Source organism: Williamsia sp. z34 (genome assembly GCF_059553395.1).
Map to the genome: position 1 here is coordinate 259,498 of NZ_JCANWW010000003.1, position 22,324 is coordinate 281,821.

Below are 22,324 nucleotides of genomic sequence, written 5' to 3' on the forward strand. Positions count from 1 at the left end.
CCACGCCCGTGGCTCCAACAGGCTACGACGAACAGGCGGAAGTACCCGGTCTTCGGATCGCCGGAGCACCCGATCGTGAATTCGTTTGTACGCTGATGATGATGAACGTCCAACCACCCGTCGCGGACCCGGTGCCGCATGTCCGCGCCGGCCATCAGCGGTTGCCGTTGCGCGATTTCACGCGGTCGTTCCAGAAGTCACCGGGCCTGTCCCGGCTCCTGACGGTTCGGTTCGGAAGCCAGTTCACCGACGGCCTCTTCCAGGCCGCGCTCGGCGGTGCGATCCTCTTCAACCCCGAGCGCCACGCCGATCCGATGGCGATCGCGGCCGGGATGGCTGTCCTGCTTCTTCCCTACTCCCTCGTCGGCCCGTTCGCCGGCGCGCTCCTCGACCATTGGGATCGACGGTTGGTTCTCGTCTGGGCCAACGTCCTGCGGGCGATCCTCGTCTCGATCGTGTCGGTGGTGGTCGCGACCGGAGCCGGCGACACCGGCGTACTCGTCGCCGCGCTGGCGGTCACCGGTGCCAGCCGGTTCGTCGCGTCGGGCCTGTCGGCGTCGCTGCCCCACGTGGTCTCGCGCGATCTGCTGGTCGGCATGAACTCGTTCTTCACCACCGCCGGCTCCGGAATTCTGGCCCTCGGCGCCGGTGCCGCTTTCACCCTGCGGGAGATCTTCGGCTCCGACAACACCGGCAGCGCCCTGACCCTGCTCGGCGCGGTCGTGATGGCGCTGATCACCGCGGGCATCGCCCGCCGGTTCAAGCCGCTGCAGCTGGGTCCGGATCATCCGGACTTCGTCGGTCATCCGACCCCCGGCCATCCGGAGGGCAGCGCCCTGCGCGCGGTCGCGGTGGGTCTGGGTCATGGCGCCCGGGCGGTGTGGAGCTCGCCGCCGGCCGCCGCGGCACTGTCCGGCGTGGGCGCGCACCGCATCGTGTTCGGCATGAACACGCTCCTACTGCTCGTCCTGACCAAACAGTCGGCACTCGGTGGCGGCCTGACCGGCTTCGGGCTGGTCGCCGGCCTGACCGCGGTGGGTATGTTGCTCGCCGCGGTGCTCACCCCGTTTGCGGTCGCCCGATTCGGGCGTCAACGAGCGGTGGTCTCGGCGCTGGCCATCGGCACGGTGGCCCAGCTGGCGCTGCTGACCTTCAACGGTGTGGTCATCTGCTTCGCCGCGGTCGTTCTGGGCCTGATCGGCCAGGTGTGCAAGTTGTGCGGTGACGCAGCCATGCAAATGGACGTCGACGACGCCCGCCGTGGACAGGCGTTCTCGTTCCAGGATGCGCTGTTCAACGTCGCGTTCGTGGCTGCGGTCACCGCTGCCGCGTTCGCCATCCCCACCGACGGCAAATCCATGGTCCTGGTCGTGGCCGGTTCAGTGCTCTACGCCCTGGCCATCATTTCGGTCACGCTGATCCACCATCGTGACGTCCCCGTCTGTCCACCACCGTCCGCGCCGCTGGCGACCACTGCCTGACCCCGGTGACAGCTGCCGGTCAGGTCCACTCTCACAGGAGGCACCGTGCAGTACGGGATCGTTTTCCCCAAAGGTGACAGCGCCGATTTCGCGGAGATGGCGGTGGCCGCCGAGGAAGCGGGCTGGGACGCGGTGTTCGGCTGGGAAGCGCTGTGGGGCGTCGACCCCTGGATCTCGTTGACCGCCGCGGCCATGCGCACCGATCGGATCAAACTCGGCACCATGCTCACGCCCCTGCCCCGGCGCAAGCCGTGGGACCTGGCGTCGACCACCGCGACCCTCGATCGACTCAGTGGTGGTCGGGTGATTCTCGGCGTCGGTTTGGGTGCGCTGCACCCGGGCTGGCTGGCCTTCGAGCCCGATCAGGGACGCAAGGTGCGTGCCGAACTCCTCGACGAAGGGCTCGACGTGTTGTTCGGGCTATGGGGCGGCCAGCCCTTCTCGTACGACGGTAAGCATTACCGCGTGCAGCCCACCGAGTTCGAGTTGCCCGACCCACCGGTCCAGCAACCCCGGATCACCACGTGGTGCGTTGGGTTGGAGGGTTCTCGCAAGTCGATGTCGCGGGCGGCGCGGTGCGACGGATTGATCCCCAACTTCGCCGGCGTCGAAGGCCCGCAGCCGCAGCCGTTGGAGCGGTGGGCAGGTGTGGCCCGCGAGGTCCGGGAGCTACGCGAGGAACTCGGATGCACCGGAGGCTACGACGTCGTCTATGAGGCCACCGCCGATTTGAAAGATCCCGCCGGCGAACGCGAACGGGCGGCGGCGCTGGCCGATGCCGGCATCACCTGGTGGCTGGATTCCGATTGGGGCGCCACCCCCGACGATCCCATCGCCTACCAACTCGAACGGATCAACGCCGGACCGCCCGCCGGCGACAAGTGAGAATGTTCGGCTCGCGAAATATGCCGTCACGGGTCCCGAATTGTTTCCGCTCCCGAGCCAGGGGATTCGTCGACTCGGCGGTCGCTCCAGCCGAACCCCTCGCGCACTACCCCATAAATGGGTTGTCTGTGGTGGTCAGCGACATATCCGCCAGTCCGACACCGATTTACGAACATTGATCGTAACCTTTGCGAAAGAATGCCGAAACGACGTCGGGGTCTGATCGTTTATGCAGGTCAGCGCCATGATCTATCCGCGGGCGTAGACGTCGGGATACAACTTGCCCGGTGGAGTGAGGAGAAAATATCGGCAATTAGCCTGATCAAGGCGACAAAACCGGGAATCACCTGGCACTATTGGCGCATGCGCAATCGTGACGAGGTATCTGAGTTCGCCATTGAACTCAATAGGCTCTGTGCTACTCGCTGGCCAGGTGGGTCGCGCACTGCAAATGCAGAGATTGCCGACTGGGTGACGGCCGAAACAGGTCGTAACATCGATCGGCAATTTGTATGGCGGATCCGCAAGGGCCGCGTAATGAAGGTGGACGGCGCGGTACGCGACGCCATCTGTTCATTTTTCGGGGTCTCGAAAGAACATTTCTCGTTCAGCCCCCGCACTCTCGGTCAAGAGGTGCAGGCTGCGATCGAGGAAACAGGACTTCAGGTAGCCGGTCTCCGCGCCGATCAGTTGTCGTCGACCGGGCGGGCCGAACTCGCCTCCCTACTGCGAGAGGTGAGTCGGGTCCTCGAAGCCGAGAAGAGCGTCGGACAATGATGACCCGGCAGAAGATGTTCCGCCTCGCCGCGGCCATCACGCCGATGAGTGGATGGGACTGGGACGATTTCGAATCCCGTCTCGGCGAGCAACTGGAATGCGAGGTCCGGTGCATCACGTCGGAGTCTTTCGACTCCGGCGAGATCACCGGCGCCGCATTGCGGACCAGCCGTGGGACCGCGATCATCGTTTCTCCTGCCAACGTCTCTGATGCGCACCGAATCCACATTGCGGCTCACGAGGCCTGGCATCTATTGGCCGGTCACGAAGGTTGCGATCAGAACGCACGTCGTGAAGCGCAAGCCGAGGCATTTGCCACCACCGTCGGCACGCTCGCCGAAGGCCGGGGTAGCGAACCCCGCAACAACCGCGCTTTGACTGCAGCGTTCGGAGCTGTTGGCATAGTCGCATGAGTCAAGCTCTGGGCGCCCTCGCCTGGATTGGGGTCGCCCTGGGAGCGATGCTCGCCGTCCGAGGGGCCCTGTACCGCCAAACTGCGACCACCGCCTTCGGCGTATGTGTCGGTTTTTATTGCCTGACCGGGGAGACCTACACCTCCCTGGTTCCCGAGCACGGTGTCCGCGAGGTGTTGAACACCTCCGAACGCATCTGGGGGGCCACTTCGGCCGTGATCGCGGGCTGCGCACTGGTCGCCACCCTGATGGCGATCCGCCGCGGCAACGCCAACCCGGACGCCGACATCCACAGCGATTCCGATCTCAACCAGCGGATAGTGCTGCTCGTGGTGGCCGCGGCAGGGTCGATAGCAGTGCTCAACCTGTCGCTCGTCCACAGCACGCTCGCACCATCGGCAAACTTCCTCTCCGAGTACGGCCACATGTACCAGGTGGCGGTGTATCAGGTGATATTCGCGGTCTGGATCGGATTCCCGGCCGGCTATTTCGGGTGGACAGTGGTCCGGTCCGAGCTCGGGCCCCTGCGTTACATCGTCGGGATCGGCGGTATTTGCGGTGTGCTCTGGGCGATCTGGAAGATCATCGTCACCGCGACGATCTGGATCGGCGGCATCGACATCGCCGAGAACAGCCCGGTCAGCGTGACCCTCGGATTCCTGGCGTTGGCGTTCTGCGTGATGGGGGCGCTGCTACTGGGGATGACCGCGTCCTATTCCGCATGGCAAAACGGGCGGATCTACCGGAACGCACGCGCGATCGAAGACAGACGACTACGGCACCACAACAAGGCCGCCTGACGTCGCGCTGCATGCGGTTGTCCGACTTCGGGACAGCCGGCCTTCGGTTGCATTGCACAATCTGAGTTATCAGGGTCCGAACCCGGGCTGGTCCGGCAACATCACCGCGTCGGCCGTCCCGTCGAGATCATGGTCGACGAACAACTGGTCGAACGCTTGATCTCCGTCGGTATCGAAATACACGCGCCCGCCCGAGCGCACCACCACGATCTCGCCGCGGCCGTCGTCGTCGCGGTCGTAGAGCAGGTCGGCGGCCTCCCCGTCGCCGACGAAATCGACCAGCGCCCGCGAACCCCCGGGATCGGTCTCTGCGGTCGCGGTCTGCTGCGCTCCGTCCAGCGAGGTCCAGGTGAGATGGATGTCCGTGGGCTCCGGGACCGCGACCTGGGGGCCGGCGGTCGGATTGCTGCCCCGCGGATCGGGCTCTGGATGCCCCCATACGCCAGAGCCGTTGTCCGAGAACCAATTGTCGACCGCACCGTCGTCGTCGAGGTCGAGACCGCTGAGATCGGCCCGACCGTCACCGTTGCGGTCCCACAACACGTCGTCGACTCTGCCGTCCCCATCGAAATCGAGTGGAATCGCATCTGCCGCACCCCCACCGAGCACCACACCGGCCGGCGACGTCCACGTGGTGGTCGATCCGTCGCCGATGCCAAAGACGTACTCGATGACCGGCTCCATGGGTACTTGGACGGACTGGACCCGTGCACCGGTTCCCGATCGTCCGGAAGCGGTAGCGTGTGATGCACACCATGTCCCGGCGTCGAGGAGGATCTTCGGATGTATGTGAGCGAGCTCGGCGATCTGTGGCATCGCGGTCGTACCGAGCCGATGAGCATCCATCTCGATTCCGCGGCGGCGTCACGCTCCTCCACCAAGGTCATCGAGACGATCACCGCGCACCTGTGGCGTGAATCCGAACGCGGCGCCTATGTCGCGCAGGAACAGATGAGCGAGGCCCTGGACCGGTGCCGTCACGACATCGCCGCGCTCGTCGGACACCAGGCCCATGAACTCGCGTTCCGCGAATCGGCGAAGGCCGCGTTGCGCGCGCTGCTCACCTACTGGAACCTCCCGATATCCGCGACCGTCTGGGTGGCCAAGAACGAGTTCGGCCCCAACCTCGACGAATTCGAACGGCGTGGCTACGCCGTCCACACCATCCCTTCCGGGGATGTGTACGGACATGTCGACACCGACGCGCTCGAGAACATGCTGCAGTTCGACCAGCCCGACTTCATCCACATCTGCCATATCGGCTCACAGAGCGGTGTCGTCCAGCCGGTCGGCAAGATCGTCGAACTCGCCCGGGTCGCCGGTGTGCCCGTCGTCGTCGACGTCGCACAGTCATTCGGCCAGCGCGATTGCGCATCCGGTGCCGACGTCGTCTACGGCACCAGCCGCAAGTGGCTCGCCGGCCCACGCGGCGTCGGATTCCTCGCCGTCCGTTCGAATTCCGTGCGTCCGGTGGAGATCGAGAGTTCGGAGGCCTTTGTCGCCGGCCGTCTCGGCCTCGGCGTGGCGATCCAGGAACTGCAGAGTTTCGGACCCGAGCGGGTCAACCGTGAACTGGCCGCCATCGGCCGCTTCACCCGTGAGCGTCTGCACGGCATCGGCAGCTGGGAGGTGCTCGAACCGATCGACGAACCCTCGGCGATCGTCACCCTGGCACCGCCACCGGGCTGGGGCCCGTCGGATGTGTTGGCCGCGCGCGACAAACTGCGATCGATCGGAATCCTGGTGACGTGCGCCGACTCGTGGCGGGCGCCACTGAATTCGGAGCAGTCGGTTCTGCGGATCAGCCCACACCTCGACGTCCAGCGGTCCCATCTCGACCTGCTGGCCGGTGAACTCCGCGGGATGGGTTACTAGTCCGGCGTCTGGTCCATCATGTCGCTGACCGCGGCCCGCGCCAGGTCGGCGTCCTTCTGTACCAAGGAGATCCGGGTCCGGCGGGCCAGGATGTCATCCACCGTGAGGGCACCTTCGTGTGTGATGGCGAACTCGATCTCGGCCCGGGTCACATCGATTCCGGGTGCGATCGGCGCCGCCGGATCCGATACCCGGGCGACCTCCAGCACGTGAGCGGCCTCCGCACCGAAACGGGCGATCAGCGAACTCGGCAGATCTGAGCGGTCCGGTGTTCCGGTCGCCCCGATCAGCGGCAGCTCAGTGGTAGGGCACGGCCGGGCGACCAGACCCGACCGACCGACGGCCTCGTCGACGGCCTGCTCGGCCATCGCACGGTATGTGGTGAGCTTGCCGCCCACGACTGTGATCAGACCGTCGTCCCTCACCGCCACAAGGTGTTTGCGCGAGAGGTCCGCCGTACTGAGCGGCACACCGTGATCCACCTCGTCGACCAGTGGACGCAACCCGGAGAACACTCCGCGGACATCGTCGATGGTCAGTGGACGTGCCAGCGCCTTGTTGATGGTCTCGAGCAGCAGCCTGATCTCGGCATCGGTCGGCTTCGGCTCGTCCGGGATGGGACCGGGTGCATCCTCGTCGGTCAATCCGATATAGGTGCGACCGAGCTGCTGCGGCAATGCGAACACATACCGGCTGATGCTCTCGCCCAACGGAACCGTGAGTGCGCCGGTCGGATTGCCCAGCGCTGCAGAATCGACCACCAGATGGGTTCCCCGGCTCGGCCGCAGCTTGACGCTCTCGTCGACCTCGCCGGCCCAGACACCGGTCGCGTTGATGACGGCGTGCGCCCGGACCCCGAACGAGGTACCGGTCCGGACATCGGTCAGGGTCGCACCCCGCCCGGTGACATCGGTGGCACGGGTATAGGTGCTGATGATCGCGCCATGGGCCGCAGCGGTTCTGGCCAGGGTCACCACGAACCGGGCATCGTCGATGAGCTGTCCGTCATGGGCCACCACCGCACCTCGCAGCCCGTCGGTACGGATCGCCGGACACAGGGCCGTGGCCTCGTCCGCGGACACCCGCCGTGACCGCGCCAGCACTGCGGTGGGCGTCTTGGCGTTGTGCCGCAACACATCCCCGGCCAACATCCCCAACCGTGCGGCCAGCGTCCCCTTCACCGGACTGCCGTCGAAGACCGGGATCACCTGCGGCAGTGAGCCAACCAGATGCGGGGCGATCACCGTCATGATCCGGTGCCGCTCGAGCGCCGACTCCTGAGCGATCGACACGTCAAGGCTCGCCAGATACCTCAGACCGCCGTGGATCAACTTGCTGCTCCAGCGACTGGTGCCGAAAGCCAGGTCATGTGCCTCGACGAGCGCGACCGACAGGCCGCGGCCTGCGGCATCCAATGCGACGCCGGCTCCGGTGACGCCCCCGCCGATCACCAGGACATCCAAAGGTGTTGTCCGTGAACGTAATCGATCCAGGCTCGCACGGCGAGATGCCGCGTTGAGTGCTCCGGCCGAGAACTGTTCGAAGGTCACGACTGCACGCGCAGGTACGAGTACAGCGCGTACCGCAATTCCACGGTCCACCGATCGGCCAGGATCGGCTGCACGATCGCGTGCGACTGGATGGCCGACTGGCAGATCAACAACACCATCGCGGCCATCTCCTCGGGGGCCCCGTCGCGGACGTCGCCGCGACGCTGACCGTCGGCGATCGCACGCTGCAAGATCGCCAGGGCGGCGTGCTGGCTGCGCCCGAGCCTGACGAAGACGTAGGGCGCCAGCGCGGTGGAGGGTTCGCGCCAGAGCATTTCGAGGAGATCGTTGTCGCGGATCGCCTCGGCGACGGCCACCAGGCGATCAACCTTGTCATCGAGCGTGTCGCCGCGTGCCGGGATGTCGGCGATCGTGCCGATCAGCTCCCGGGTGACGAGGTCGGTGGTCAGCGTTCGCACGTCCGGCCACCGGCGATAGACGGTCGGCCGGCTGACGCCGGCTTCCCGCGCCACCTCCGCCAGGGTGATCTTGCGTCCCTCGGCACGAACGAGCACCGTCCGGGTCGCGTCGAGCACCCGGTCGGTGATGTTGTCGCCCATCGCTGAGGCCACCGGGTCCGACGTCCGGTCATCGAGGTGTCCAACCAGGGCCGATTTATCGTTACGGAGTGACATGTTATGTAAAACTGTAACTCATGACAGCCGATTTTCCTCAGCATTCCCTGCCACTGCCCCCGATGCGCTGGGACGGCTGGGGGTCTGCAGAGGCCGCCACCGACCTCTCCGACGCGATCCGGGGCCTGCTCTCACAGGTGCTCGGCGTGACCGGCGACCGGGTCCCGGCTCCGGCGGCCACCGACATCGAACTCTCACCGATCCGCCTCACCGACGCGGACCTGCAGGCCCTACGCGGCATCGTCGGTGCGGTGTCGACGGCTGACGGCGATCGACTGACCCGTGCCGGCGGGAAGTCGACCCTTGACCTCCTGCGCCGCAGGACCCGCAGTCAGGACGCACCGGATGCGGTGCTCGAACCTGCCACCGAACAGGAGGTCGTCGATCTCCTCGGCTGGTGCGCCACCTCCCGGATCGCGGTGGTGCCGTTCGGTGGTGGCACCAGCGTGGTCGGTGGCCTCGACCCGCAGGCCGGTTCGTTGCGGGCGGCGGTCAGCCTCGATCTTCGGCGTTTCGATCAACTCCTGTCGATCGACACCATCTCCGGCGAAGCGGTGCTGGGCGCCGGCGTCACCGGCCCACAGGCCGAGAAGCTCTTGGCTGCACACGGATTCACCCTCGGCCATTTCCCCCAGAGCTTCCAGTTCGCCACCATCGGCGGGTTCGCGGCGACCCGCTCATCAGGACAGGCCTCTGCCGGATACGGCCGGTTCGATGACATGGTCACCGGCCTGCGAGTGGTCACACCCACCGGCATCGTCGACTTGGGTGGGGCTCCGAAGACCGCCGCCGGACCCGATCTGCGCCAGCTGTTCCTCGGCTCAGAAGGCACCCTCGGTGTGATCACCGCGGTCGCCCTGCGCGTGCGCCGCATCGCGCCGGTGACCCTCCACGACGCCTGGCATTTCACCGACTTCAGCTCCGGCGCAGCGGCTTTGCGGGCCGTGGCACAGCAGGGTGTCGGGCCCACCGTCATGCGGTTGTCCGACGAGGCGGAAACCGGAGTGAACCTGACCAGCCCGGACAAGATCGGCGCCGACACCGATGGCGTCTCCGGTGGCTGCCTGGCGGTCACCACCTTCGAGGGAACCGAGCCGGTGGCCCGAGCTCGGCAGGAGTTGACCGGACTGTTGTTCGCCGAGGCCGGTGGCACCTCACTCGGCGCCGACCGGGCACAGGCCTGGGAACACGGCCGCTTCAACACCCCCTATCTACGAGACGCCCTGCTGGACATCGGGGTCGGTTGCGAGACGCTGGAGACGGCCACCACCTGGTCGAACCTGACCGCGCTCAAGACCGCTGTCACCCGTGGCCTGACCGAGGCCATCGGGCTGTCCGGCTCCCCCGCGCTGGTGCTCTGCCACATCTCCCACACCTATCCGACCGGCGCCTCGCTCTACTTCACGGTCGTCTACCGCTGCGGCGACGACCCGGTCACCGAATGGTCGGCCGTCAAAGCGGTTGTCACCGAATCGATCGTGCAGGCGGGAGGCACGATCAGCCACCACCACGCCGTGGGTACCGACCACCGTCCCTGGCTGGCGGATGAGATCGGTGACGTCGGCGCCCGGGTCTTGCGTGCGGTCAAATCCACACTCGATCCCACCGGGATCCTGAACCCGGGCAAACTCATTCCATGACCATCCGTCGAGTTGCCGCGCTCATCAATCCGGCCGCACGTCACGGCCTTGCCGGTGCGGCGGTCGCCGCCGCCGTCAAAGCACTGGTGGCGACCGGACTCGAGGTCACCGCACTGACCGGGTCGAGCGCCGACGAAGCCCTCGAGTTCGCCCGCGGGGTGCGGTCCCCTGAACATGACGCCCTGGTGGTCGTCGGGGGAGATGGGACGATCCGACTGGCGTTGCAGGCCGCGTACGAGGCGGGTGCAGACGCCGTACCCATCGGTCTGATGCCGGCCGGCACCGGTAACGACACGGCCCGGACACTGGGTATACCGACCGATGATCCTGCCGCAGCGGCCGCGATCATCTCTCGCGGTGCCCGCCGGATCTGCGACACCGCCACGATCACGCTGTCCGATGGCAGCGTCCACGCGTTCGGCACCGTCGCGGCCAGCGGTCTCGACGCCCTGGTCACCGAACGGGCCAACACCCTGTCCTGGCCGAAAGGCCAACTGCGATACCCGATTGCGGCCCTGATCGAGCTGTCCCGGATGAAGCCGTTTCCGTATCGGATCACCGTGGACGGCCAGGCTCTGGACCGAGATCTGGTACTGGCATCGGTGGGGAACACCGCAACCTACGGCGGTGGGATGCAGATCACTCCGTCGGCCGTCATCGACGACGGCGAACTGGACATCACCCTGGTGCATCACGGGTCCCGCCTGAAACTGATGGGGTTGTTCCCAACGATCTACAGCGGCAAGCATATTCACCGCAAAGAGGTGGAGCAGCTGCGGGGGAAGAGCATCGAGCTCACCAGTTCGAGGCGGACACCGATCTACGCCGACGGGGACCGGATCGGTGAACTACCGGCAACCATCGAAGTCCGCCGGGGTGCGGTATCGTTTCTCTCGTCGGCAGCACCCGGGGGTGTATGAGAGTTCTCCTGTCCGATCCAGGTTCCGCATTGATCAACACAGGAGTTCTGCGTGCAAAAGCGCGATGTATCAGCCCATCTCGACGTCGACATCACCGGCGAGACCGACCTCGAGTTCCAGATCGCCGTGGCACCACATCCGGGCGCCGAGGTGTCCGAAACCCTGTCATTCCTTCTCGACGGACAGCCCGTGGAGGCCCGGGAGGTCGCCGGACCCCACGGCAACCGGATCCATCTGCTGCATGCCGGTGTCGGCAAACTGAAGGTCGCGTACAAGGCCACCGTCGTCGGCAACACCGCACCCGCCACGGCCACCGACTACGACCGGTCGCTTTATCTGCGGCCCAGTCGGTACTCCGAGGCCGACAAGTTCTTCGGTTGGGCCGCAAAGCAATTCGATACCAGCGCCGAACCGGCCAAACTCCTCGAAACCGTTGCGGCCTGGGTGGGCAACCACCTCGACTACACACCCGGCGCCAGCGGTCCGACCGACGGGGCCACCGACACCCTGCTCGCCGGGGCCGGCGTGTGCCGGGACTACTCACATCTCGTCGTCGCAGCCCTTCGTGCGCTGAACGTGCCGGCCCGGCTCGTCGCCGTCTATGCACCCGGGTGTGACCCGATGGACTTCCACGCCGTTGCCGAAGCACTCGTCGACGGGCAATGGCGGGTGGTCGATGCGACCTGCCTCGCGCCCCGTCAGACCCTCGTGCGGATCTCCACCGGGCGCGATGCCGCCGACACCGCATTCCTCGACAACCATGGTGGCGCAATCACTTTGAACTATGCGTCGGTGACCGCGGTGGTCGACGGCGCGCTCCCCTCCGACGACATCGGTGACCTGATCTCGATCACCTGACCATCCCCGCCGGGACCGCCGGGCGGGCCTAGCCCTGCTGCTGTTCCGCCCACCACCGGCGCAAGGCCTGCTCGGCCTCCTCATGGGACATCGGGCCACGATCGAGCCGGAGTTCCTTGAGGTAGCGCCAGGCCTTACCGACCTGGGGGCCGGGCGGCAGACCGAGCAATTCCATGATCGCGTTGCCGTCGAGGTCGGGGCGCACCCGCGCCAGATCCTCCTGCTCGGCGATCTTGGCGATCCGCTCTTCGAGGTTGTCGTAGTTCTGCTGCAGCCGGCGGGCCCGGCGTTTGTTGCGGGTGGTGCAGTCGGCGCGAACCAGTTTGTTCAGGCGGGGGAGTAGGTCACCGGCGTCGGTGACGTATCGGCGGACCGCGGAATCGGTCCACTGGCTGTCGCCGTAACCGTGGAACCGCAGATGCAGGAACACCAGATTCGCGATGTCCTCGATCACGGCCTTCGGATACTTCAGTGCACGCAGCCGCCTGCGGACCATCTTCGCACCGACCACCTCGTGGTGGTGGAAGCTGACTCCGCCGTTGGGCTCATGCCTGCGGGTGTCCGGTTTCCCGATGTCGTGCAGGATGGCGGCCCACCGCAACACCAGATCGGGATCGCCGTCTTCGAGGTCCATCGCCTGGGCCAGCACCGTCAACGAGTGGGTGTAGACGTCCTTGTGCTGATGGTGTTCGTCGATCGCGAGCTTCATCGCCGGGATCTCCGGGATCACCCGCTGCGCCAGACCCGTCTCGCAGAGCATGTCGATCCCTTCGACCGCGTGCTCGCCGAGGATCAGCTTGTCCAATTCGGCGGCGACCCGTTCGACGGTGATCCGGTTGATCTGGTCGGCCATCGTCGTGATCGCCTCGAACACCCGCGGGCTCAGGGAGAAACCCAGCTGGGACACGAACCGCACCGCCCGCAACATGCGCAGGGGATCGTCGTTGAAGGAGTCCTCGGGGGCGGCGGGGGTGTCGATGACACCGGCGAGCAACGACTCGAGGCCACCGAGTGGATCGACGAACTCCTGGCTGCCATCCGCCCCGATCTTCACCGCCATCGCGTTCATCGAGAAGTCCCGACGCACCAGATCGTCTTCGAGCGTGTCCCCGAACCGGACCTGCGGATTGCGGCCGACCCGGTCGTAGCTGTCGGCACGGAACGTGGTGATCTCGATCTGGTGCCCGGACTTGGCCGCGCTGATCGTCCCGAAGTCGATACCGGTGTCCCAGATCGCCTCGGCCCAGCCGCGCAGCAATTCCTGCACATCCTGCGGACGGGCATCGGTGGTGAAATCCAGATCGTTCGTCAGACGTCCGAGGACGGCGTCGCGCACCGAGCCGCCGACCAGGTAGAGCTGGAATCCGGCGGCGGCGAATTTGGCGCCGAGCGGATCGAGGACGTCGGAGAGCTCCCGCAGCGACACCGCGGCAGCGGCCAGGAGCCGCGTGCGTCGTTCCTCTGCGCCTGCGGAATCGGCGGCAGAGGAATCGTCGGCAGAAGGGGGAGTTGTCACGAAACGCCAGACTAGTCGAGCGGGAGGGGCCGAGGAGTTCACGGGCCACCACCAGGTGTGAGTTCGGGGCCTGATCGGCCACGCTGGCGGAAACAGCCGGTTACCGACGACTAGCATCTATTGAGTGTCAGCCGAACCCACAGAGCCGAGTAGGGACGTCACCCGGCGTCCTCGGCGTCGGCGCGGCAGTCGCCGCGGGGGCGGCGCTGGTCAGGCCACCGATCCCCGGCCACCCGCAGCGGTGTCCGATTCACCGGCGCCCAACGACGCGCCGACGGCCGACAAGCCGGCGGCCGGCGGATCCTCCCGCCGCTCGCGTCGCGGTCGGCGGCGCAAGCCGTCCCGTCCGGTCGACAACACCGTCGACGCCGCCCGCAGCGAATCGACCGGTGTCGCGGGCACCAAGGCCCTGGAGGGTCGGACCGCGCAGGTCAAGCCCTCGGACGTCGGCAAATCGAAGTTGCCCACGAAGGTTCCGGCGAACCTTGCGAAGCAACGGTTGCGTACCGTCCGGGAGACCTCGGCCGGTGGCCTGATGGTCTCCGGTCTCGACGGTCCCGACGACGAACGGTGTGCAGCTCTGATCGGCCGGGTCGACCGCCGTGGCCGCATGATGTGGTCGTTGCCCAAGGGCCACATCGAAACCGGTGAGACCGCCGAGCAGACCGCCATCCGCGAGGTCGCCGAGGAGACCGGCATCGAGGGCAACGTCGTCGCGCCCCTGGGCAAGATCGACTACTGGTTCGTCAGCGAGGGCAAACGTATCCACAAGACGGTGCACCACTATCTGATGCGGTTCACCGGGGGTGAGCTGTCCGACGCCGACTACGAGGTCGCCGAGGTGGCCTGGGTGCCGCTGGCCGACCTGCCCCGCCGGCTCACGTACTCCGACGAGCGGCGCCTGGCCCGCGTGGCGGAAGACGTCATCGCCGAACTGACCGCCGATCCCGATCGGATGGCCGAATCCGAGGCCCTGGGCACCCGCAGCGAACCCAACGCCTATGAGAAGGCCGCCGCAGCGCGCAACCAGAAACGTAACGAGCCCCCGGCGCCGGTCCAGAAGCCCCGACGGCGCCGACGGCGCGGTCGACGCGGTTCCGGGCGTGGCGGCGACGGTTCGACGGGTAAAGGCGGGGGATCGACCACGCACCACCCGATCGGCGACTCCGGCCCATCAGAAGCCACGTGAAGGGCGGTTCGATGGGGGAACGGGGGAACGTCCGCCTGCGGCGGTTCCTGGTTGTCCGGCGACTCCTGATCATCCTGGGCGCGATACTGCTGGTGGCGGTGTCGCCGGCCCCCGCGGCACTCGCGGCGCCCGGCGATGTGCGGGATACGTCCGACCGGTTCCTGCAGATCTCCCTGGAGTCGATCGACCCGTCGACGGTCTCGACGACCAGCACCGGCACCGTCACCGCGCGCGGCACGCTGGACAACATCGGTGACCGCCCGGTGCGCAACATCGCGATGCGCATGCAGCGCGGTGACGTGATCACCACCAGCGCCGGACTCGGGGACTCGCTGGCCGACGATCCGAACAGTTTCGAGATCGTCGGCAACTTCGTCGATGTGACCGGTGAGCTCGAACCCGGCGAATCCGTACCGTTCACCCTGCGGATGCCGTTGTCGGCGGACGATTCCGGCCGGCCCAGCCTCGACATCGACACGCCCGGCGTCTATCCGATCCTGATCAACGTCAACGGCACGCCCGAGTACGGCGATGCGGCCAGACTCGACGACTCCCGAACCCTGTTGCCGGTGATGGGTCTGCCCGACGACGAGACCCGCGCACAGACCCAGGGTTCTGCCGGCTCCGACTCCACCCTGTCCAGGGAGCTCCCCGTGGCCCCGGACGGGTCCATCGCCCCGGACACCTCCCAGCCGGTGGGACTGACGCTGCTGTGGCCGATCGCCGCACCCGCCTCACTTGCGCCGGGCGTGACCGGCGGCGGCGACGAAACCGTCCGGCTGATGGACAACGGATTACGCCGGTCGCTCGAGCCCGGTGGACGACTCGACACCCTCCTGGCCGCGATGGAGCAGACCCACGAGCAAGAGGCCAACACCCCGCTCACCCAGAGCCTGTGCCTGGCCGTCGACCCCGATCTGCTCGTCAGCGTCCAGGCCATGACCGGCCCCTACCTGGTCAGCACCGACCCCGGCGATCCGACCGGACCCGCGTTCGAGGGCACCGGATCGGAGGTCGCCAAGTCCTGGCTGGCCCGGTTACAGGCCCTGGCACCGACCATGTGCGTCGTGGCGACCCCGTTCGCCCACGTGGACACGAACGCACTTGCTCAGGTGGACGACTCCGGGCTCTCCGAGGCCGCGCTGGCCACCCCGGCCGACATCGTCGACACCATCCTCAAGGTGAAGAGCGTGCGGGGACTCACGCTTCCCACCTCCGGTGTTCTCGACGACGAGGCCGCCGCCCTGGTGAAGGACAACGGCGCGGTCGGCACGCTTCTGTCCGCCTCCGCGGTCCGGACCACCACCCCCACCTCCACCCACGGTGAATATCCCCTCGGCAACGACCTCGCCGTGCAGACATTCGATCCCGCGATGGCCAGTGCGCTGGCCGCGATGGGCCAGACCCCCCGGTCCGCGCAGGTCACCCCGACCGATCAGCGCGACGGCTGGTTGCGCGGCAGCGAGCAGGGCCGGCGGCAGACCGCACTCGGGGCGATGATGTTCCCCGCACTGACGCCGTCGACATCGTCCGCGGCGGCCGCCCCCCTCGGGCGGGCCCGGTCCGATGACCCGATCGCCGAGACGGTCGGCCGGGGGCAGGTCCTGATGCCGCCGCCCACGTGGTCGGCCACCGCCGACGACGCCAAGGCCGTGTTGTCCACGATGACCCAGTTGCTCGCGTCCAATCTGGCCGTCCCGCGACCATTGGAGGCAGTGCGTACCGACCTCACGGCCACCGCCACCGCACCGGCCGGGGCCGACCTGATCGCGCCGACAGGGACCGAGATCACCGGTCCGTCGGTGCAGACGATCACCGCCGTCGGGTCGGACACCACCCAGACCTGGGATCTCCAGGAATCGATGGTCGCGCAGCCCGATGTCCCCATCACGCCGCAGGCATACATGGCTCCGCTGCGGGAAGATCTGCTCCGGGCGATGGCGTCGGTCTCACCGCAGGACCAGCAGGCCGCCGCGGAGGCAGGCAGGATGCGGACCTCGGCGGTGGCGATCACCGTCGCCGGAATCCGGGGTGGTGTCGGCATCCTCGATCCCGGCGGCCGTTTCACCCTGGCCTCCGAACGGAGCCCGTTGCTGCTGGTCATCCGCAACGATCTCCCCGTCGCGATGCGGGTCCGTCTCTCCATCACGGCCCCGGCGGACATGACGGTCGGGAATCTCGGCACCATCGAGATCCCGGCGCAGGGAACCCGGCAACTCCAGATCCCGACCCGGTCCGACCGCTCCAAATCCATGACCGTCCAGATCGGTTTGGTCACATCCAGTGGTGTCCCGTTGGGTAGTCCGATCGAATTGTCAGTACATTCCAACGCATATGGACAACCGCTATTCATCATCACGATCTGTGCCGGAGTGCTACTCGTGCTCCTCGCCGGCCGACGGCTCTGGCACCGATTCCGCGGCGAACCAGACCCCGCTGACCTCGACCGACCCGAACCAGACGAACATGAGCGTCTGATGGCGGACAGTCGCGCCCTGCACAGCGGCGCCATCGGCACGTGGGCTTCGCCGGAGCCCGGGCACCGGCCCGGCCACAACCCCGAGCCGCATGACGGGGATCTCCGATGACCGATCAGCCACCACCTCCGCCGCCCCGGCGCCGCCCGCCGCCCGGACCGATACCGGGTCGGGGGTCGGCTCCTCGGCCGCCATCGGGTGCTCCGCAGGGATTTCGGCCCGCACCGCAGGGACGTCCGGCACCGCAGGGGCGTCCCACTCCACAGTCACGGCCCCCGTACGACGACCGGCCGCCGCCCGGTGCGCCGGCTCTGAACCGCGCGCGGATGAACCGTGCCGCCCCGGCGTCGATCACGGTCGACCCCAAGCCCGGCGAACCCGAACCCGACGAGCCGACCGGCAACACACCGCGACAGCCGTCCGACGACAGTGTGATGCGGACCAGTGGTTCCATCGCGCTCGCCACCCTCGTCTCCCGGATCACCGGTTTCGTCCGCACGGTCCTGGTGCTGGCGATGCTCGGTGCCGCGGTCGCGTCGTCGTTCCAGGCCGCCTACGTGCTGCCGAACATGATCGCCGAGGTCGTCCTCGGCGCGGTGCTGACCGCGATCGTCATCCCGGTCCTGGTCCGTGCCGAACGCGAAGACGCCGATGGGGGAGCCGGTTTCATCAACCGGATCTTCACCCTCACGGTCGTCCTGCTCGGGGCCGCCACGCTGATCGCGGTGATCGCGGCGCCGCTGCTGACCACCCTGAATCTCGGTGACGGCAAGGTCAACCGGGATCTGGCGACCGCACTGGCATACCTGCTGTTACCGGCGATCCTGTTCTATGGCCTATCAGCCCTGTTCATCGCGGTCCTGAACATGAAGGGCCTGTTCAAACCGGGCGCTTGGGCACCGGTGCTCAACAACATCGTGCAGATCGTCACGTTGATCGCCTACGCCGCCAGCCCGGGTGAGATCTCCCTGAACCCGGTGCGGATGGGCGACACCAAACTGCTCATCCTCGGCATCGGCACCACTCTCGGTGTGGTCGCGCAGACGCTCGTCCTGGTCCCGGCCATCCGCCGCAGCGGCGTGAAACTGCGTCTGCAGTGGGGTCTGGACGCCCGGCTCCGCAAGTTCGGCAACATGGCCGTGGCGATCGTCCTGTACGTGGCGGTGTTGCAGATCGGTCTGATCGTCACCTATCGCATCGCGTCGGCCGCGAGCGCGGACGGCGTCAGTGTGTACGCCACGCAATGGCAGTTGCTGCAGTTGCCGTACGGCGTGCTGGGCGTGACCATCCTGACCGCGATCATGCCGCGGCTGTCCCGCAACGCCGCCGCCGACGACACCCACGCGGTGATCGACGACCTCTCGCTCGCCACCCGCCTGACGATGGTCTCACTCGTCCCGGTGATCGCGTTCATGACGTTCTTCGGTCCGGCGATCGGTGTGGCCGTCTTCAACTTCGGAAAGTTCAACGCCGATACCGCCTCCCAATTGGGCAGTGTGCTGTCGTGGGGCGCGTTCACGATGATCCCGTACGCGATGACACTCGTGCAGCTACGGGTGTTCTACGCCCGCGAAGACGCCTGGACCCCGACGTACATGGTCGTCGGGATCACCGCGGTCAAGGTCGCCGCGTCGTACCTGGGCCCGGTGCTGTTCGACAACCCGGACGACATCATCCGCTGGCTCGCCCTGTCGAACGGTCTGGGCTATCTGGTCGGTGCCGTTGTCGGGCACTATCTGTTGCGCAGCCGCCTCGATGGCGCGCGGATGACCAACGTCGGCCGCACCGTGTCGTGGACCCTGGTCGTGTCCGTCGGATGCAGCGCGCTGGTGTGGGCGCTCGCCGAGCTCTCCGGGCTGGACCAGTTGTCCACCGATCACGGCAAGGTGGGGTCGCTCGCCTACCTCGCCCTGGTCGGCATCGTGACGATCTCACTGATCTACATCGTGCTGACTTTGCTGCGCGTGCCCGATGTGCTGACCGTGGTGGTCGTGGTCCGACGTCTGCTCGGCCGATTCATCCCGGCCATCGCCCCGGCGCCGCAACCCGAGACCGAGGGTGCGGCGACGATGACCATCCAGTTCCCGCGGATCTCGGGCGAGGAATCTGTTCCGTATTCTGGTCAGGTCGAAGTTATCCGACGCTTCGACCGGGGTACGTCGAGCTGGCAGGCCTACGCGGTCACGAGCGGCGGCGCTGCCGGAACCGAATTCCGTCAGCCACAAGACCTGCGGTATCGAAGGAAAGGAGTGGGTGCTTTGGGTAAACAGGATGCCGACAGCAAGCCGGTCGAGGCGCCCACGTCGGCACGCCCGTCAGCGGGCACGCCGGCTGCCGACGAGACCGCGCAGATGAATCTCGCGGACGTGGCAGCAGCAGGCAAGGCCGCACCCGAAGCCCCTACCGGAGCCCGTCCGCCGGCACCGGCCCCCGCCAGGCCACGGGTTCGCCGGGGCCCCAGGCTCGTTCCCGGAGCCGCCGTCGCCGGCGGCCGGTACCGGCTCCTGCAACATCACGGTGGGGCACGCGGGCTGCAGTTCTGGCAGGCCCGCGACATCAACCTCGACCGCGACGTGGCACTGACATTCGTCGACGCCGAACAGACCGCTCCGCCCCCGGAACCCGGTGTCCGGATCGATCCCCGCGCCGAGGGTCCGCAGGCAGTGTTGTCACGGACGCTTCGCCTCGGCCGGATCAACTCGCCCGGCATCGCGCGGGTCCTGGACGTGGTCCGCGGTTCATCGGGCGGAATTGTTGTCGCCGAGTGGATCCCGAGCTCGTCGCTGGCCGATGTCGCCAAGTCGAATCCGTCGCCGGTCGGTGCTGCTCGCGCAGTCCGCGCACTGGCCGGAGCCGCCGAGGCAGCCCACCGCAACGGCGGCGCGCTGTCCATCGACCATCCCGAACGCGTCCGGATCAGCCAGGAGGGCAATGCATTCCTGGCGTTCCCCGGTACGCTCGCCGACTCCGACAAGTCCTCGGACGTCCGTGGCCTGGGCGCGGTTCTCTATGCACTCCTGCTGGCGCACTGGCCGCTCGATGCCGAGACCGGGATCGAACTCGCCACCAGCCGGCAATCAGCCGAACCGATCGGTGGTCTGCCGCCGGCCGCCCCCGGTAACGACGGTCTGCCGCGTGAACCCCGGGCGCAGCGTCCTGACATCCCGTTCGAGATCTCCGCGGTCGCGGCTCGGGCGCTGGAGGGCAACAGCGGGATCCGCACCGCGGCCACCGTCCAGCATGTCCTCGACCAGGCGACGGTTCTCGATCAGCAGACCGACCTGATCGCTCAGGTCGGGGCCGACGGTAAACCGGTGAACGCCGCGCCGCGGGCGACCCCGAGAATGCTCGGTGGGGGCGACGACCACGAGACGAAGAAGCCTCGTTCGGTGCGCACCATGGCGATCCTGGCCGGTGCCGGATTGTTCATCCTGTTCCTGGTGATCGCCGTGGTCGTCTGGGCCACCAACGCTTTCGGCGGCGACGACGACACCCCGGACATCGACTCGATCTTCTCCACCTCCGCGGGCCCGTCCGGCGATGCGGCCACACAGGCCCCCGCTCCGGCTCCGGCTCCCGCGGGACCGGTCGGCCTGACGGCGGTCACGATGCTCGACTACTCGGATCAGGTTCCCGACGGCCGTACCAATCTGAACAACGTGATCACCGGGCAGGCACCGGCATGGAAGACCGACGAGTATCGCGGTGGCGCGAAGTTCGGCAACCTCAAACCCGGTCTCGGCCTGATGTTCACGCTCGATCGGGACGCGACCCTCTCCGAGGTCGTCGTGCGGTCACCGACGCCGGGCATGCAGCTCGAGATCCGCACCGCGAACTCGGTCCAGACGGCATTCGAAGACACCACCCTCGTGGGTGCCGCCACCCTCGAGGGCGCGGAAACCCGCATCCCGATCAGCGGCGCCGGACCGTCGAAGTACGTTCTGGTGTGGCTGACGTCCCTGCCCCGCAACGACAGTGGGCGCTACCAGGGTGCGGTCGGTCAAGTGTCGATGACGGGCTAGTACGGCCGGTGAGCGACGATCTGCCGGCGGGCGCGGTGCGCTGTGAAGACGGGTTGATCCGTCCGGCGTGGGCCGCGCAGTCGGGTCTGATGCGCGACTACTACGACACCGAGTGGGGTATGCCGGTGTCGGGGGAGAACGCCCACTTCGAACGTCTTGCGCTGGAGGGATTTCAGGCCGGATTGTCGTGGGCGACGATCCTGCGCAAACGGCCGGCGTTCCGGGAGGTCTTCGCCGACTTCGATGTCGACACCGTGGCCGGCTACGGCGAGGTCGAGGTGGCCCGGATGCTCACCGATGCCCGGATCATCCGGCACCGCGGCAAGATCGAGGCGACCATCGGCAACGCCCGCGCCGCCCAGAACCTGCGCGCCGAGGGTGGTCTGGTCGACTTCCTGTGGTCCTACAAACCGGCGTCCACCCCACGTCCGCAGACCATTGCCGACGTACCGACCACGTCGCCGGAGTCGGTCGCGATGTCCAAGGCCTTGCGGTCAAAAGGTTTTCGATTTGTGGGCCCGACCACCATGTATGCGCTGATGGAGGCCATCGGGATCGTCGACACCCACCTGATGACCTCGTTCCGGCGGGGGAGTTCGGGTGTCTGGACCGACACCGACCAGTCGGCTACCGCGGATCCGGCGGACTGAGGCGCCGGACGAGTTCGGCGAGGTTCGTCGGGAAGATCAATTCGGTGCTCGACTCCAGGTCCGCGGGCGACCACCAGCGGTGGTCCAGGATCGTCATCCGCTCGAGGTCGGTCCAGCCGACCGAATGCGGCTCGAAAGCCGGTACGTAGGCCACGAAATAGACCTCGACCTGGTGGATCGGCTCGCCGGCGAAGTCGACGTCGAACTCTCGACGCAGCACCGGACCCGACATCGCCTCCACCAGGTGACCGGTCTCTTCGTAGACCTCACGCCGGGCCGTCTGCTCGTCGGTCTCGTCGCCTTCGCGCCCGCCGCCGGGGGTGAACCACCATGTCGGGCCGGAGGAGTTCATCGGATCGACCCCGCGGAACAGCAGTGTCCGGCCGAGCTCATCGATCAGGATCATGCGCGCTGCCAGTCGGCGGCGCCGTACCGATTCCATCACCGGACCCCTTTCCGTTCCATCACCCTGCCAGATCCGCGACCGGATCTGGCAGCAGGTCACACCATTGGCCCCGGGGTAGGGGGTGATGGTCACGCTCGCACAGTGCGTTTGGCTAGTGTGGTTGTTGGCTACGGATGGCAGCCCGGGCGTCCGCCCGGCACACCGGAGTGCACGGCCGATCGGAAGCGAGT

18 protein-coding genes are annotated in these 22,324 nt (G+C 67.2%); 13 read left to right on the forward strand and 5 right to left on the reverse strand.

Annotated features, from left to right (window positions below; genetic code table 11):
• Positions 1-98 precede the first annotated feature (98 nt).
• The 5 genes from AC51GT_RS09935 to AC51GT_RS09955 all read left to right on the forward strand — a co-directional run bounded on the left by AC51GT_RS09935 (position 99) and on the right by AC51GT_RS09955 (position 4,356).
• Entirely contained in the window at positions 99-1,481 is a 1,383-nt protein-coding gene (locus tag AC51GT_RS09935) for an MFS transporter (protein WP_496324341.1), read from the forward strand.
• A gap of 45 nt (positions 1,482-1,526) precedes the next feature.
• Positions 1,527-2,366, forward strand: a complete 840-nt coding sequence (locus AC51GT_RS09940) for an LLM class flavin-dependent oxidoreductase (RefSeq protein ID WP_496328647.1) — start codon at positions 1,527-1,529, stop codon at positions 2,364-2,366.
• Between the two features lie 198 nt (positions 2,367-2,564).
• Positions 2,565-3,143, forward strand: a complete 579-nt coding sequence (locus tag AC51GT_RS09945) for a hypothetical protein (RefSeq protein WP_496328648.1) — start codon at positions 2,565-2,567, stop codon at positions 3,141-3,143.
• Complete coding sequence (locus AC51GT_RS09950; protein WP_496324343.1) at positions 3,140-3,556, forward strand: M78 family metallopeptidase domain-containing protein; 417 nt, start codon at positions 3,140-3,142, stop codon at positions 3,554-3,556. The genes AC51GT_RS09945 and AC51GT_RS09950 overlap by 4 nt, the downstream gene beginning before the upstream one ends.
• Complete coding sequence (locus tag AC51GT_RS09955) at positions 3,553-4,356, forward strand: hypothetical protein (protein WP_496324344.1); 804 nt, start codon at positions 3,553-3,555, stop codon at positions 4,354-4,356. Before AC51GT_RS09950 ends, AC51GT_RS09955 begins: the two co-directional genes overlap by 4 nt.
• 69 nt (positions 4,357-4,425) lie before the next feature.
• Here the strand turns inward: AC51GT_RS09955 and AC51GT_RS09960 are convergent, their stop codons facing one another.
• Positions 4,426-5,040, reverse strand: coding sequence for a hypothetical protein (locus AC51GT_RS09960; RefSeq protein ID WP_496328649.1), 615 nt, complete (start codon positions 5,038-5,040; stop codon positions 4,426-4,428).
• A 99-nt stretch (positions 5,041-5,139) separates the two neighbouring features.
• On the opposite strand from AC51GT_RS09960, the gene AC51GT_RS09965 reads away from it, so the two are divergent.
• Positions 5,140-6,231: an aminotransferase class V-fold PLP-dependent enzyme gene (locus AC51GT_RS09965; RefSeq protein ID WP_496328650.1), complete on the forward strand. Its 1,092-nt coding sequence runs from the start codon at positions 5,140-5,142 to the stop codon at positions 6,229-6,231.
• Here the strand turns inward: AC51GT_RS09965 and AC51GT_RS09970 are convergent.
• Both AC51GT_RS09970 and AC51GT_RS09975 read right to left on the reverse strand, forming a co-directional pair.
• Entirely contained in the window at positions 6,228-7,781 is a 1,554-nt protein-coding gene (locus tag AC51GT_RS09970; protein WP_496328651.1) for a glycerol-3-phosphate dehydrogenase/oxidase, read from the reverse strand. The two genes, AC51GT_RS09965 and AC51GT_RS09970, sit on opposite strands and share 4 nt — an antisense overlap.
• Positions 7,778-8,416, reverse strand: coding sequence for a TetR/AcrR family transcriptional regulator (locus tag AC51GT_RS09975; RefSeq protein WP_496324348.1), 639 nt, complete (start codon positions 8,414-8,416; stop codon positions 7,778-7,780). The genes AC51GT_RS09970 and AC51GT_RS09975 overlap by 4 nt, the downstream gene beginning before the upstream one ends.
• A gap of 62 nt (positions 8,417-8,478) precedes the next feature.
• On the opposite strand from AC51GT_RS09975, the gene AC51GT_RS09980 reads away from it, so the two are divergent.
• Genes AC51GT_RS09980 through AC51GT_RS09990 form a run of 3 tightly spaced genes read left to right on the forward strand, consistent with a single transcriptional unit; the run spans position 8,479 to position 11,834 of the window.
• Complete coding sequence (locus AC51GT_RS09980) at positions 8,479-10,056, forward strand: FAD-binding oxidoreductase (protein WP_496328823.1); 1,578 nt, start codon at positions 8,479-8,481, stop codon at positions 10,054-10,056.
• The gene (locus AC51GT_RS09985; protein WP_496324349.1) at positions 10,053-10,976 is read left to right on the forward strand and encodes a diacylglycerol kinase; all 924 of its coding nucleotides are present in this window, start codon (positions 10,053-10,055) and stop codon (positions 10,974-10,976) included. The genes AC51GT_RS09980 and AC51GT_RS09985 overlap by 4 nt, the downstream gene beginning before the upstream one ends.
• 51 nt (positions 10,977-11,027) lie before the next feature.
• Positions 11,028-11,834: a transglutaminase-like domain-containing protein gene (locus tag AC51GT_RS09990; RefSeq protein WP_496328652.1), complete on the forward strand. Its 807-nt coding sequence runs from the start codon at positions 11,028-11,030 to the stop codon at positions 11,832-11,834.
• A gap of 28 nt (positions 11,835-11,862) precedes the next feature.
• Here the strand turns inward: AC51GT_RS09990 and AC51GT_RS09995 are convergent, their stop codons facing one another.
• On the reverse strand, positions 11,863-13,350 hold the full coding sequence (locus tag AC51GT_RS09995; RefSeq protein WP_496328653.1) for a CCA tRNA nucleotidyltransferase: 1,488 nt from the start codon (positions 13,348-13,350) through the stop codon (positions 11,863-11,865).
• A 124-nt stretch (positions 13,351-13,474) separates the two neighbouring features.
• Between AC51GT_RS09995 and AC51GT_RS10000 the strand changes: the two genes are divergently transcribed.
• From AC51GT_RS10000 to AC51GT_RS10015, 4 genes are all read left to right on the forward strand, one after another.
• A complete protein-coding gene (locus tag AC51GT_RS10000) occupies positions 13,475-14,539 on the forward strand; it encodes an NUDIX hydrolase (RefSeq protein WP_496328654.1) in 1,065 nt (354 codons plus the stop codon).
• Positions 14,540-14,550: 11 nt separating this feature from the next.
• Positions 14,551-17,127: a DUF6049 family protein gene (locus AC51GT_RS10005; protein ID WP_496328655.1), complete on the forward strand. Its 2,577-nt coding sequence runs from the start codon at positions 14,551-14,553 to the stop codon at positions 17,125-17,127.
• Between the two features lie 215 nt (positions 17,128-17,342).
• Entirely contained in the window at positions 17,343-21,038 is a 3,696-nt protein-coding gene (gene murJ / locus AC51GT_RS10010) for a murein biosynthesis integral membrane protein MurJ (protein WP_496328656.1), read from the forward strand.
• 8 nt (positions 21,039-21,046) lie between these two features.
• Positions 21,047-21,688 carry a DNA-3-methyladenine glycosylase I gene (locus tag AC51GT_RS10015; protein WP_496324354.1) on the forward strand — a complete coding sequence of 214 codons (642 nt, stop codon included), beginning with the start codon at positions 21,047-21,049 and terminating at the stop codon, positions 21,686-21,688.
• Here the strand turns inward: AC51GT_RS10015 and AC51GT_RS10020 are convergent.
• Entirely contained in the window at positions 21,666-22,226 is a 561-nt protein-coding gene (locus tag AC51GT_RS10020) for an NUDIX hydrolase (protein WP_496324355.1), read from the reverse strand. The genes AC51GT_RS10015 and AC51GT_RS10020 overlap by 23 nt on opposite strands.
• Positions 22,227-22,324: the final 98 nt, after the last annotated feature.

Coding starts and splice junctions, on each gene's coding strand:
- AC51GT_RS09935 (WP_496324341.1), top strand. CDS start 99: ATGATGAACGTCCAACCACCCGTCGCGGACCCGGTGCCGCATGTCCGC.
- AC51GT_RS09945 (WP_496328648.1), top strand. CDS start 2,565: ATGCCGAAACGACGTCGGGGTCTGATCGTTTATGCAGGTCAGCGCCAT.
- AC51GT_RS09950 (WP_496324343.1), top strand. CDS start 3,140: ATGATGACCCGGCAGAAGATGTTCCGCCTCGCCGCGGCCATCACGCCG.
- AC51GT_RS09955 (WP_496324344.1), top strand. CDS start 3,553: ATGAGTCAAGCTCTGGGCGCCCTCGCCTGGATTGGGGTCGCCCTGGGA.
- AC51GT_RS09960 (WP_496328649.1), bottom strand. CDS start 5,040: ATGGAGCCGGTCATCGAGTACGTCTTTGGCATCGGCGACGGATCGACC.
- AC51GT_RS09965 (WP_496328650.1), top strand. CDS start 5,140: ATGTATGTGAGCGAGCTCGGCGATCTGTGGCATCGCGGTCGTACCGAG.
- AC51GT_RS09975 (WP_496324348.1), bottom strand. CDS start 8,416: ATGTCACTCCGTAACGATAAATCGGCCCTGGTTGGACACCTCGATGAC.
- AC51GT_RS09980 (WP_496328823.1), top strand. CDS start 8,479: ATGCGCTGGGACGGCTGGGGGTCTGCAGAGGCCGCCACCGACCTCTCC.
- AC51GT_RS09985 (WP_496324349.1), top strand. CDS start 10,053: ATGACCATCCGTCGAGTTGCCGCGCTCATCAATCCGGCCGCACGTCAC.
- AC51GT_RS10005 (WP_496328655.1), top strand. CDS start 14,551: ATGGGGGAACGGGGGAACGTCCGCCTGCGGCGGTTCCTGGTTGTCCGG.
- murJ (WP_496328656.1), top strand. CDS start 17,343: ATGAACCGTGCCGCCCCGGCGTCGATCACGGTCGACCCCAAGCCCGGC.